The following is a 13,666-nucleotide window of genomic DNA, read 5'->3' on the forward strand; positions in this document are numbered from 1 at the left end:
GGCAAGCCCGTCATGCACGTGAACGACGGATAAAAAAAACCGCCCGGCGGACCGGGCGGTTTCGATGACAGCGAATACGGCAGCGTGAGGCGGCTCGCGCCGCCCGCGCTTATTCGGCTGCCGGGTGTTGCGGCTCTTCCGCCGGCGCGCTCGGCGTACCGAAGTCGAATGCCTCTTCCGCTGCGATCTGGTCGAAACGCTCGCGGTCGGACATCTCCTTCGCCTTGCGTGCCTTGTGGAACGCGAGACCCGTACCGGCCGGGATCAGACGGCCGACGATCACGTTTTCCTTCAGGCCGCGCAGATCGTCGCGCTTGCCCATGATCGCCGCTTCGGTCAGCACGCGGGTCGTTTCCTGGAACGATGCCGCGGAGATGAACGAGTCGGTCGACAGCGACGCCTTCGTGATACCGAGGAGCACGTTGTCGTACGAAGCCGGGCGCTTGCCCTCGGCGATCATGCGATCGTTCTCGTCCAGCATGTCGGAACGCTCGACCTGTTCGCCCGGGATGAAGCGCGTATCACCGTTGTCGGTGATCTGCACACGACGCAGCATCTGGCGAACGATCACCTCGATGTGCTTGTCGTTGATCTTCACGCCCTGCAGACGATACACGTCCTGCACTTCGTCGACGATGTAGCGCGACAGCGCCTCGATACCCTGCAGACGCAGGATGTCGTGCGGATCGGCCGGGCCGTCCACGATCATTTCGCCCTTGTTGACGACCTGAGCATCGTGGACCAGGACCTGCTTTTCCTTCGCGATCAGGAACTCGTGCTGATTGCCTTCGAGGTCCGTGATGACGAGACGCTGCTTGCCCTTCGTGTCCTTGCCGAACGACGTCGTACCGGTGACTTCCGCGAGAATGCCGGCGTCCTTCGGCGAACGCGCTTCGAACAGTTCCGCCACCCGCGGCAGACCGCCGGTAATGTCACGCGTCTTCTGCGCTTCGGTCGGGATACGTGCAAGCACTTCACCCACCTGCACTTGCTGGCCGTCCTTCACGGTGATCAGTGCGCCGACCTGGAAGCCGATCTGCACTGCGTGCTCCGTGCCCGGGATCTTCACTTCGTCGCCGTTCGCGTCGAGCAGTTTCACCTGCGGACGCACGCTCTTCGAAGCTTGCGAACCACGACGCTTCACGTCGATCACGACCAGCGTCGACAGGCCGGTCACGTCGTCGATCTGCTTCGCGACGGTCACGCCTTCCTCGACGTTCTCGAACTTCACCGTACCACCGTACTCGGTGATGATCGGACGCGTCATCGGGTCCCACGTCGCCAGCTGCGTGCCGGCCTTGATCGTCGCGCCGTCGAGTTGCAGCAGCGTCGCGCCGTACGGCACTTTGTGACGCTCGCGCTCGCGACCGAAATCGTCGGTGATCAGCGCCTCGCCCGAACGCGAAATGACGATCTGCTCGCCCTTCGCGTTGGTGACGTAACGCATCGTCGCCGTGAAACGCACGATACCGTTGCTCTTCGCTTCGACCGACGACGCCACTGCCGCACGCGATGCCGCACCACCGATGTGGAACGTACGCATCGTCAGCTGCGTGCCCGGCTCACCGATCGACTGTGCCGCGATCACGCCGACTGCTTCGCCGACGTTCACGAGCGAGCCGCGGCCGAGGTCACGGCCGTAGCAGGCCGCGCACAGACCGTAACGCGTTTCGCAGGTCAGCGGCGTGCGCACGCGCACTTCGTCGATGCCGAGGCGTTCGATTTCCTCGACCGCCGTTTCGTCGAGCAGCGTGCCCGATTCGTACAGCGTTTCCTGCGTTTCCGGGTTCACGACGTCCGCGACCGCGACGCGGCCGAGGATACGGTCGCGCAGCGCTTCGACGACTTCACCGCCTTCGACCAGCGCCTTCATCGCGACGCCGTTCGACGTGCCGCAATCGTCCTCGACCACCACCAGATCCTGCGTGACGTCGACGAGACGACGCGTCAGGTAACCCGAGTTCGCGGTCTTCAGTGCCGTATCAGCCAGACCCTTACGTGCGCCGTGGGTCGAGATGAAGTACTGCAACACGTTCAGGCCTTCGCGGAAGTTCGCGGTAATCGGCGTCTCGATAATCGAGCCGTCCGGCTTCGCCATCAGGCCTCGCATACCGGCCAGCTGACGAATCTGCACCGCCGAACCCCGGGCGCCCGAGTCGGCCATCATGTAGATCGAGTTGAACGACTCCTGGCGCGTCTCGTTGCCGTCGCGGTCCGTCACCGGCTCCGTCGACAGCTGCTCCATCATCGCCTTGCCGACCGCTTCCGACGTTGCCGACCAGATGTCGACCACGTTGTTGTAGCGTTCCTGCGCGGTGACGAGACCCGACATGTACTGGCGGTCGTACTCCTTCACCTTCTTCGCAGCGTCGCCGACGATCGTTTCCTTCTGCGGCGGCACGAGCATGTCGTCCACGCAGATCGAAATGCCGGCACGCGTCGCGAGGCGGAAACCCGACTGCATCAGCTGGTCGGCGAACACGACCGTCGCACGCAGACCGCACTTGCGGAATGCGGTGTTGATCAGGCGCGAGATTTCCTTCTTCTTCAGCGGCTTGTTCAGCACCGAGAACGGCAGGCCGTGCGGCAGGATCTCCGACAGGATCGCGCGACCGACGGTCGTCGCGTACAGCGAGATCTTCGGCACGAATTCCGGCGCGCCTTCCGACGTGTCCTCGTTGCGGACCATTTCGGTGATCCGCACGTTGACGCGCGAGGCCAGCTCGACTTCCTTGTTCTCGTACGCGCGGATCACTTCCGACACGCCGGTGAACGACAGGCCTTCGCCCTTGCCGTTGATCGCTTCGCGGGTCGCGTAGTACAGACCCAGCACGATATCCTGCGACGGCACGATCGACGGATCGCCGTTGGCCGGGAACAGCACGTTGTTCGACGCCAGCATCAGCGTACGCGCTTCCATCTGCGCTTCGAGCGACAGCGGCACGTGAACGGCCATCTGGTCACCGTCGAAGTCGGCGTTGAACGCCGCGCAGACGAGCGGGTGCAGCTGAATCGCCTTGCCTTCGATCAGCACCGGCTCGAACGCCTGGATACCGAGACGGTGCAGCGTCGGCGCACGGTTCAGCATCACCGGGTGCTCGCGGATCACCTCTTCGAGGATGTCCCACACCACCGGCGTCTGGTTCTCGACTTCCTTCTTCGCAGCCTTGATGGTCGTCGCGACGCCCATCACTTCCAGCTTGTTGAAGATGAACGGCTTGAACAGCTCGAGCGCCATCAGCTTCGGCAGACCGCACTGGTGCAGCTTCAGCGTCGGGCCGACCACGATGACCGAACGGCCCGAGTAGTCGACGCGCTTGCCCAGCAGGTTCTGACGGAAACGACCGCCCTTGCCCTTGATCATGTCGGCGAGCGACTTCAGCGGACGCTTGTTCGCGCCCGTCATCGCCTTGCCGCGACGACCGTTGTCGAGCAGCGAGTCGACGGCTTCCTGCAGCATCCGCTTTTCGTTGCGGACGATGATTTCAGGTGCCTTCAGCTCGAGCAGACGCTTCAACCGGTTGTTACGGTTGATCACGCGGCGATACAGGTCGTTCAGGTCCGACGTCGCGAAACGGCCGCCGTCCAGCGGCACGAGCGGACGCAGTTCCGGCGGCAGCACCGGCAGCACTTCGAGGATCATCCACTCGGGCTTGATGCCCGAGCGCTGGAATGCCTCGAGGACCTTCAGGCGCTTCGCGTACTTCTTGATCTTCGCTTCCGAGCCGGTGTTCTTCAGCTCGGTGCGCAGCGTCTCGACCTGCTCGTCGATGTTGATCGCACGCAGCAGTTCACGCACGCCTTCCGCGCCCATCTCGGCACGGAATTCGTCGCCGTATTCCTCGACCTTGTTGTAGTAATCCTCTTCGGTCATGATCTGCCGCGCCTTCAGCGGCGTCATGCCCGGTTCGATCACCACGTATGCTTCGAAGTACAGCACGCGTTCGATGTCGCGCAGCGTCATGTCGAGCACCATGCCCAGACGCGACGGCAGCGACTTCAGGAACCAGATGTGCGCGACCGGCGAGGCCAGCTCGATGTGGCCCATCCGTTCGCGACGCACCTTCGCCAGCGTCACTTCGACGCCGCACTTCTCGCAGATCACGCCGCGGTGCTTCAGGCGCTTGTACTTGCCGCACAGGCACTCGTAGTCCTTGATCGGCCCGAAGATCTTCGCGCAGAACAGACCATCGCGTTCCGGCTTGAACGTACGGTAGTTGATGGTCTCCGGCTTCTTCACTTCGCCGAACGACCACGAACGGATCTTGTCCGGCGAGGCCAGACCGATCTTGATCGCGTCGAAAACTTCTTCCTGTTGGACTTGCTTGAATAGATCGAGCAGAGCTTTCATTGCCTTCTCTCCGTAGTCCGATTAATTGCGGTCGAGATCGATGTCGATACCGAGCGAGCGGATTTCCTTCACGAGCACGTTGAAGGATTCCGGCATGCCTGCATCGATCACGTGATCGCCCTTGACGAGGTTCTCGTAAACCTTCGTCCGGCCGGTCACGTCGTCCGACTTCACCGTCAGCATTTCCTGCAGCACGTAGGACGCGCCGTACGCTTCGAGTGCCCACACTTCCATTTCACCGAAACGCTGGCCACCGAACTGCGCCTTACCACCCAGCGGCTGCTGCGTGACGAGCGAGTACGGGCCGGTCGAACGTGCGTGCATCTTGTCGTCGACCAAGTGGTGCAGCTTCAGGTAGTGCATGTAGCCGAGCGTCACGCGACGTTCGAACATTTCACCCGTGCGGCCGTCGTACAGGCGGACCTGGTTCTTCGACGGGTTCATGCCGAGCTGTTCCGCGATGTCGTCCGGGAACGCGAGGTCGAGCATCTTGCCCATTTCTTCCTCGGTCGCACCGTCGAACACCGGCGTTGCAAACGGCACGCCTTCGCGCAGGTTCTTCGCGAGTTCGAGGATCTCGTCGTCGGTGAAGCTTTCCAGGTCTTCCTGGCGGCCCGACTCGTTGTAGATCTTCGTCAGGAACACGCGCAGTTCCTCGATCTTCGCCTGACGCTGCAGCATTTCGCCGATACGCCAGCCGAGGCCCTTCGCGGCCCAGCCGAGGTGCACTTCCAGAACCTGACCCACGTTCATCCGCGACGGAACGCCCAGCGGGTTCAGCACGACGTCTGCCGGACGGCCGTCGGCCATGTACGGCATGTCTTCGATCGGGACGATCTTCGACACGACACCCTTGTTACCGTGACGGCCCGCCATCTTGTCGCCAGGCTGCAGGCGACGCTTGACCGCGAGGTACACCTTGACCATCTTCAGCACGCCCGGCGGCAGTTCGTCGCCTTGCGTGAGCTTCTTGCGCTTCTCTTCGAACGCGAGGTCGAACTGGTGACGCTTCTCTTCGATCGAGTTCTTGATCGCTTCGAGCGATGCCGCTGCTTCGTCGTCCGCGAGGCGGATGTCGAACCAGTGGTAGTGGTCGAGGTCTTCCAGGTAAGCCTGGTCGATCTTCGTGCCCTTCGCGAGCTTCTTCGGACCGCCGTTCGCGACCTTGCCCACCAGCATGCGTGCGAGACGCTGGAACGCGTCGCCTTCCACGATGCGCAGCTGGTCGTTCAGGTCGAGACGGTAGCGCTTCAGTTCGTCGTCGATGATCTGTTGGGCGCGCTTGTCGCGCTGGATGCCTTCACGCGTGAACACCTGGACGTCGATCACGGTGCCGCTCATGCCCGACGGCACGCGCAGCGACGTGTCCTTCACGTCCGAAGCCTTCTCGCCGAAGATCGCGCGCAGCAGCTTCTCTTCCGGCGTCAGCTGGGTCTCGCCCTTCGGCGTGACCTTGCCGACCAGCACGTCGCCGGCTTCGACTTCAGCACCGATGTACACGATGCCCGATTCGTCGAGACGGCCGAGCTGGACTTCCGCCAGGTTCGAGATGTCGCGCGTGATTTCTTCCGGCCCGAGCTTCGTGTCGCGTGCAACGACGTTCAGCTCTTCGATGTGGATCGACGTGTAGCGATCGTCCGCAACGACCTTCTCCGAGATCAGGATCGAGTCTTCGAAGTTGTAGCCGTTCCACGGCATGAACGCGATCAGCATGTTCTGGCCGAGCGCGAGCTCGCCCAGGTCCGTCGAGGCGCCGTCGGCCAGCACGTCGCCGCGCGAGACCTTGTCGCCCATCTTCACGATCGGACGCTGGTTGATGTTCGTGTTCTGGTTCGAACGCGTGTACTTGATCAGGTTGTAGATGTCGACACCGACTTCACCCGCGACCGCTTCGTCGTCGTTCACGCGAATCACGATACGGCCTGCGTCGACGTAGTCGACCACGCCGCCGCGGAACGCCTGGACCGTCGTGCCCGAGTCGACCGCGCAGGTGCGCTCGATGCCCGTACCGACGACCGGCTTTTCCGGACGCAGACACGGCACGGCCTGACGCTGCATGTTCGAACCCATCAGTGCACGGTTCGCATCGTCGTGCTCGAGGAACGGGATCAGCGAAGCTGCAACCGACACGATCTGCGACGGCGCGACGTCCATGTACTGGATACGGTCCGGCGTGACCATCATCGTTTCGCCGGCTTCACGCGACGACACGAGTTCGTCGATCAGCGTGCCGTTTTCGTCGATCGCGGCGTTCGCCTGCGCGATCATGTAGCGGCCTTCCTCGATCGCCGACAGGTAGTCGATCTGGTCGGTCACCTTGCTGTCCACGACCTTGCGGTACGGCGTCTCGAGGAAGCCGTACTCGTTCAGGTGCGCGTACAGTGCGAGCGAGTTGATCAGACCGATGTTCGGACCTTCCGGCGTTTCGATCGGGCACACGCGGCCATAGTGGGTCGGGTGCACGTCACGCACTTCGAAGCCTGCGCGTTCGCGCGTCAGACCGCCCGGGCCCAGTGCGGAAACACGGCGCTTGTGCGTGATTTCCGACAGCGGGTTGGTCTGGTCCATGAACTGCGACAGCTGCGACGAACCGAAGAACTCGCGGATCGCCGACGAAATCGGCTTCGAGTTGATCAGGTCGTGCGGCATCAGGTTTTCGCTTTCGGCCTGGCCGAGGCGTTCCTTGACCGCGCGCTCGACACGCACGAGACCCGCGCGGAACTGGTTTTCCGCCAGTTCGCCGACGCAACGCACGCGACGGTTGCCGAGGTGGTCGATGTCGTCCACTTCGCCCTTGCCGTTGCGCAGCTCGACGAGAATCTTGATCGTCGCGAGGATGTCGTCGTCCTGCAGCGTCATCGGGCCGACGATCTCGTCACGGCCGACGCGGCGGTTGAACTTCATGCGGCCGACCTTCGACAGGTCGTACGCTTCTTCGCTGTAGAACAGACGGTTGAACAGCGCCTCGACCGCTTCTTCGGTCGGCGGCTCGCCCGGACGCATCATGCGGTAGATCGCGATGCGCGCGGCCGTCTTGTCGGTCGTTTCGTCGACACGCAGCGTCGACGAGATGTACGGACCCTGGTCCAGATCGTTCGTGTAGAGCGTCTGGATGTCCTTGATGTCCGCTTCGCGCAGCTTCTCGAGCACGCTTTCCGTGACTTCGTCGTTCGCGCTCGCGATCACTTCGCCGGTGTCGCCGTCGACGACGTTCTTCGCCAGCACGCGGCCGAGCAGATAGTCTTCCGGCACCGAGATGAACTTGGTCTTCGCGGCTTCGAGATCGCGAATGTGCTTCGCGTTGATCCGCTTGTCCTTCTGGACGATGACCTTGCCATCACGATCCGTGATGTCGAAGCGCGCGACTTCACCACGCAGGCGCTCGGGCACGAACTCGAGTTGCGCGCCTTCGCCCATCAGCGTGAAGTTGTCGAACACGAAGAAGTTCGCGAGGATCTGTTCAGGCGTCAGGCCGATGGCCTTCAGCAGGATCGTGACCGGCATCTTGCGGCGACGGTCGACGCGGAAGTACAGGATGTCCTTCGGATCGAATTCGAAGTCGAGCCACGAGCCGCGGTACGGAATGATCCGTGCCGAGAACAGCAGCTTGCCCGAGCTGTGCGTCTTGCCCTTGTCGTGTTCGAAGAACACGCCCGGCGAACGGTGCAGCTGCGAGACGATGACACGCTCGGTGCCGTTGATGACGAACGAGCCCGTCGGCGTCATGAGCGGAATTTCGCCCATGTACACTTCCTGCTCCTTCACTTCCTTGACGACCGGCTTGTTCGGCGATTCCTTGTCGAGGATGACGAGGCGGACCTTCGCGCGCAGCGCGGAGCAGTACGTCAGGCCACGCTGCTGGCATTCCTTGATGTTGAATGCCGGCGCGGACAACGCATAGCTCACGAACTCGAGGCGCGCGAAGCCGTTGTGCGAAACAATGGGAAATACCGATGTGAAGGCGGCCTGCAAACCTTCAGGCTTGCGTTGCGCGCCAGGCACATCGGCTTGCAGAAACGTGCTGAATGATTCAAGCTGGGTGGCCAGCAAGAACGGAACTTGGTGAACGATGGGGCGCTTCGCGAAACTCTTGCGAATGCGCTTCTTCTCGGTGAAGGAATATTGCATACGATCTCCGAATCACGGCGGGTGCTGTCGAGGCGGGATACCTGGACGTTTCAAACCCGAGTGTTCACCGACTGAGACCCGATGGCCGCCCGATGGCTTGAACGAGCCGAGAAGCTTGGTGGTTGGCCGCTACCAACCGCTGGCTGACGGCAGCGGATGCCTGTGTTGCCCGCTACCCGACCAAACTTGCCTTCTGCAGTCGCTTCAGAAGACAAAGAGAAACGCCAATCGATGCATTGACAACGATTCGGCGGTTTTCTTTGGCTTCTGGGGCCGATTATTCGGGCTCCCGAATGAGTGCCAGAATAACGTCCCCACAAAGCACAAAAAGGCCGGCGGTGAAAATACCGCCAGCCTTCGCACAGCGCGTCGAAACTTACTTGACTTCGACCTTCGCGCCAGCTTCTTCCAGCTTCTTCTTGGCTTCTTCAGCAGCAGCCTTGTCGACGCCTTCCTTGACAGCCTTCGGTGCGCCGTCAACGACGTCCTTCGCTTCCTTCAGGCCCAGGCCCGTCAGTTCGCGAACTGCCTTGATGACTGCAACCTTGTTGCTGCCTGCTTCAGCCAGAACGACCGTGAATTCGGTCTTTTCTTCTGCAGCAGCAGCAGCGCCGCCGCCTGCCGGGCCAGCGACTGCCACTGCAGCTGCCGACACGCCAAACTTCTCTTCGAACGCCTTGACCAGTTCGTTCAGTTCCAGAACGGTCATCCCTTCGACTGCTGCCAGGATGTCTTCTTTTGCGATTGCCATTTGAAATACTCCTAAATTGAATTCGGATACAGCCAGCGATCAGTAACGCTGATGCACGTTCGCTTACGCAGCTTCCGCTTGCTTCTTCTCGGCGAGCGCGGCCAGAGCACGCGCGAAGCCCGAAACAGGCGATTGCATAACGAACAGCAGCTTCGAGAGCAGTTCTTCACGGCTCGGGATGCTTGCCAGCGCTTGCACGCCAGCCTTGTCCATCACCTTGCCATCGAACGAACCAGCCTTGATGACCAACTTGTCATTGCTCTTGCTGAAGTCGTTGACGACCTTAGCAGCGGCAATTGCATCTTCCGAGATGCCGTAGATCAGCGGACCAGTCATCTGCTCTGCCAGCGGAGCAAAAGGGGTACCTTCAACAGCGCGACGCGCCAGCGTGTTCTTCAACACGCGCAGGTAAACCTGTTGCTCACGCGCTTTCGCGCGCAGCTTGGTCAGATCGCCAACCGCAATTCCACGATACTCAGCCAGCACAACGGTCTGGGCCTTCGCGACTTGCGCGGAAACCTCAGCGACGACGGCTTGCTTGTCTTCTCTATTAAGCGGCACGGTTAGCCTCCAGAAACGATACGTTCGGCGCGGCCGGCATGGCCGAAACCTCACGTACCTCGTTCAACAACGGCGTCCGACCTCGTTAGGAGTATTTCCACCTCACGCCGTGAATCGCTTCACGACCTGCGGCTTCACCACTGCAAAACTTTTTCGGGTTCGCCATCTGCGTTGGCTTGAATTAAGGGATCGCCTGCCTGCTGCGTCCCACCAACGGTCTTTGATAACCGGTTGCCCGCCCAACTGCACGAACAACCGCCCAAAGCCCATGTAGGCCGCTTCGCGAACGAAGCGGCCCGAATACTTTCTTACGCTGCCAGCGTAGCCTGGTCGACACGCACGCCGACGCCCATCGTGCTCGACAGTGCGATCTTGCGCAGGTAGACGCCCTTGCTCGTTGCCGGCTTGGCCTTCTGCAGCGCTTCGATCAGCGCCGACAGGTTCGAACGCAGTGCAGTCGATTCGAACGATGCACGGCCGATGGTCGCGTGGATGATACCGGCCTTGTCGACACGGAATTGCACCTGACCAGCCTTCGCGTTCTTGACGGCGGTTGCGACGTCCGGCGTGACCGTACCAACCTTCGGGTTCGGCATCAGGCCGCGCGGGCCGAGGATCTGACCGAGCGTACCGACGATACGCATCGTGTCCGGCGAAGCGATCACGATGTCGAAGTCCATCTGGCCAGCCTTGATCTGCTCTGCCAGGTCTTCCATACCGACGATTTCCGCGCCTGCTGCACGAGCCTGCTCGGCCTTCTCGCCTTGCGCGAACACGGCAACGCGAACCGACTTGCCCGTACCTGCCGGCAGAACGACCGAACCACGAACGACCTGGTCCGACTTCTTCGCATCGATGCCGAGCTGGACTGCGACGTCGATCGATTCGTTGAACTTCGCGCTCGCGCATTCCTTCACGAGTGCCAGTGCATCTTCGATCGCGTACAGCTTCTGACGGTCGACCTTGGCGGCAAATGCCTGACGGCGCTTGGAGATCTTAGCCATTTACACGCCCTCCACAGTGATGCCCATCGAGCGTGCGCTACCAGCGATGGTGCGAACGGCTGCGTCCAGATCAGCTGCCGTAAGGTCCGGCATCTTGGTCTTCGCGATTTCTTCGGCTTGAGCGCGCGTGATCGAACCGACCTTGTCGGTGTGCGGCTTGCTCGAGCCCTTGTCCACCTTCGCTGCCTTCTTGATCAGGACGGTTGCCGGCGGCGTCTTCATCACGAACGTGAAGCTCTTGTCAGCGTATGCCGTGATGACCACCGGCACCGGCAGACCCGGCTCCATGCCTTGAGTCTGCGCGTTGAACGCCTTGCAGAACTCCATGATGTTCAGGCCGCGCTGGCCCAGTGCCGGACCGACCGGCGGCGACGGGTTGGCTTTACCTGCAGGAATCTGCAGCTTGATAAAGCCGACAATCTTCTTTGCCATTTGTAAACCTCGTTAGAACGCCAGACGGCATTCGGTGAGTGATAACGCGCGTTCGCCGCTGGCTACTGACGCTCCTCAACGGCCATAACGCGGACCGTAAGCGCGAAGGTGGGCAGCCGAGGCTGCCCACCGAATCGGGATCAAACTTTTTCGACCTGGCCGAACTCGAGTTCGACTGGAGTGGATCGGCCAAAGATCGTGACCGACACACGCACGCGCGATTTTTCGTAGTTGACTTCTTCGACCGTGCCGTTGAAGTCCGTGAACGGGCCTTCCTTGACACGCACCATCTCGCCAACTTCGAACAGGGTCTTCGGGCGCGGCTTCTCGACGCCTTCCTGCATCTGCGACATGATCTTTTCGACTTCCTTCGGGGAAATCGGAGTCGGGCGGTTACGCGCACCGCCGACGAAACCCGTGACCTTCGCCGTGTTCTTCACGAGGTGCCACGTTTCGTCCGTCATTTCCATTTCCACCAGCACGTAGCCGGGGAAGAAACGACGCTCGGTTACTGCCTTGTGGCCACCTTTGACTTCGACCACTTCTTCGGTCGGAACCAGGATCTGACCGAATTTATCCTGCATGCCAGCACGTTCGATGCGCTCTTGAAGCGCACGCTGCACGCTCTTCTCCATACCGGAGTAGGCGTGCACGACGTACCAACGCTTTCCGCTCGGGGATGCCGGAGTATCGCTCATATCATTTCCAACCCAGAATCGCCGAGAAAATCACCCATTCGATCGATTTGTCACTCAACCAGAGGAAAATCGCCATCACGAGCACGAAACCGAACACGACGAGTGTGGTTTGCGTTGCTTCCTTGCGGGTGGGCCAAACGACCTTGCGGACTTCCTTGTACGAATCCTTGGCAAACGCGATGAGGCTCTTGCCAGGTGCGGACATCAGGCCGACGGCCACGCCGGCGATGATACCTACCGCCAATGCGGCACCGCGGACATACCACTGCTGGTTGGCCAGCCAGAAGAAGCCCACGAATCCGGCCAAGACCAGCAATACGCCCAGGGCCAGCATCAGCTTATCGCCGGAGGTATTTACAGTTTCGACGGATGGATTCGCCATAACACCTTAAAACAAATGCCACGTGGGACACGTGGCGATTTTTGGCAGGGGCAGAGGGAATCGAACCCCCAACCTTCGGTTTTGGAGACCGACGCTCTGCCAGTTGAGCTATACCCCTAAACCATGCTGGGGCTGGCTGTTGCCAGCCCCAAAACTGTCGATCAACGAATAACTGGCTTACTCGATGATCTTGGCGACGACGCCGGCGCCGACGGTACGGCCGCCTTCGCGGATTGCGAAGCGCAGACCTTCTTCCATCGCGATCGGAGCGATCAGCTTCACCGTGATCGACACGTTGTCGCCCGGCATCACCATTTCCTTGTCCTTCGGCAGCTCGATCGAGCCCGTCACGTCCGTCGTACGGAAGTAGAACTGCGGACGGTAGTTGTTGAAGAACGGCGTGTGGCGGCCGCCTTCGTCCTTGCTCAGCACGTACACTTCAGCCGTGAAGTGCGTGTGCGGCGTGATCGAACCCGGCTTCGCCAGAACCTGGCCACGCTCCACGTCTTCACGCTTCGTGCCGCGCAGCAGGATACCGACGTTGTCGCCTGCCTGACCTTGGTCCAGCAGCTTGCGGAACATTTCAACGCCCGTGCAGGTCGTCTTCACCGTCGGCTTGATACCGACGATTTCGATTTCTTCGCCGACCTTCACGATGCCGCGCTCGACACGACCCGTCACCACCGTACCACGGCCCGAGATCGAGAACACGTCTTCCACCGGCATCAGGAACGCGCCGTCAACTGCACGCTCCGGCGTCGGGATGTACGTGTCCAGCGCGTCGGCCAGGCTCATGATCGCCACTTCGCCCAGCTCGCCCGTGTCGCCTTCCAGCGCCAGCTTGGCCGAACCCTTCACGATCGGCGTGTCGTCGCCCGGGAAGTCGTACTTCGACAGGAGTTCGCGAACTTCCATCTCGACCAGCTCGAGCAGTTCAGCGTCGTCCACCATGTCGCACTTGTTCAGGAACACGATGATGTACGGAACGCCAACCTGACGTGCCAGCAGGATGTGCTCACGCGTCTGCGGCATCGGGCCGTCTGCTGCCGAGCAAACCAGGATCGCGCCGTCCATCTGTGCCGCGCCCGTGATCATGTTCTTCACATAGTCAGCGTGGCCCGGGCAGTCGACGTGTGCGTAGTGGCGGTTAGCCGTTTCGTACTCGACGTGTGCCGTGTTGATCGTGATACCGCGCGCCTTTTCTTCCGGTGCCGCGTCGATCTGGTCGTAAGCCTTCGCTTCGCCGCCGAACTTCTTCGTCAGCACCGTCGTGATCGCTGCCGTCAGCGTCGTCTTGCCGTGGTCAACGTGACCAATCGTACCAACGTTGACGTGCGGCTTGGTCCGCTCAAACTTTTC

Annotated in this window: 9 protein-coding genes and 1 tRNA gene; all 10 read right to left on the bottom strand. The window is 61.2% G+C overall.

The genetic code is table 11. From position 1 onward, the window contains the following. Window positions 1-109: 109 nt before the first annotated feature. Complete coding sequence (rpoC, locus tag DIE12_RS35380) at window positions 110-4,351, bottom strand: DNA-directed RNA polymerase subunit beta' (RefSeq protein ID WP_044849036.1); 4,242 nt, start codon at window positions 4,349-4,351, stop codon at window positions 110-112. A 21-nt stretch (window positions 4,352-4,372) separates the two neighbouring features. After that, window positions 4,373-8,479, bottom strand: a complete 4,107-nt coding sequence (rpoB, locus tag DIE12_RS35385; protein ID WP_044849037.1) for a DNA-directed RNA polymerase subunit beta — start codon at window positions 8,477-8,479, stop codon at window positions 4,373-4,375. Between the two features lie 376 nt (window positions 8,480-8,855). Next, window positions 8,856-9,230, bottom strand: a complete 375-nt coding sequence (rplL, locus tag DIE12_RS35390) for a 50S ribosomal protein L7/L12 (protein ID WP_021161757.1) — start codon at window positions 9,228-9,230, stop codon at window positions 8,856-8,858. A gap of 63 nt (window positions 9,231-9,293) precedes the next feature. Continuing rightward, a complete protein-coding gene (rplJ, locus tag DIE12_RS35395; protein WP_021161756.1) occupies window positions 9,294-9,791 on the bottom strand; it encodes a 50S ribosomal protein L10 in 498 nt (165 codons plus the stop codon). A 308-nt stretch (window positions 9,792-10,099) separates the two neighbouring features. Continuing rightward, on the bottom strand, window positions 10,100-10,795 hold the full coding sequence (gene rplA, locus DIE12_RS35400) for a 50S ribosomal protein L1 (protein ID WP_044849038.1): 696 nt from the start codon (window positions 10,793-10,795) through the stop codon (window positions 10,100-10,102). Then, window positions 10,796-11,227, bottom strand: a complete 432-nt coding sequence (gene rplK / locus DIE12_RS35405; protein WP_006400671.1) for a 50S ribosomal protein L11 — start codon at window positions 11,225-11,227, stop codon at window positions 10,796-10,798. A 140-nt stretch (window positions 11,228-11,367) separates the two neighbouring features. Beyond that, a complete protein-coding gene (nusG, locus tag DIE12_RS35410; protein WP_006400672.1) occupies window positions 11,368-11,925 on the bottom strand; it encodes a transcription termination/antitermination protein NusG in 558 nt (185 codons plus the stop codon). Window position 11,926: 1 nt separating this feature from the next. Beyond that, entirely contained in the window at window positions 11,927-12,307 is a 381-nt protein-coding gene (secE, locus tag DIE12_RS35415; protein ID WP_006482892.1) for a preprotein translocase subunit SecE, read from the bottom strand. Window positions 12,308-12,349: 42 nt separating this feature from the next. Continuing rightward, window positions 12,350-12,425, bottom strand: a tRNA-Trp gene (locus DIE12_RS35420). A 59-nt stretch (window positions 12,426-12,484) separates the two neighbouring features. After that, the coding region (gene tuf, locus DIE12_RS35425; RefSeq protein ID WP_034191706.1) for an elongation factor Tu at window positions 12,485-13,666 on the bottom strand (1,182 nt) is incomplete at its 5' end.

This window comes from Burkholderia sp. Bp9015 (assembly GCF_003853505.1).
In the GTDB taxonomy this organism is placed as follows: domain Bacteria; phylum Pseudomonadota; class Gammaproteobacteria; order Burkholderiales; family Burkholderiaceae; genus Burkholderia.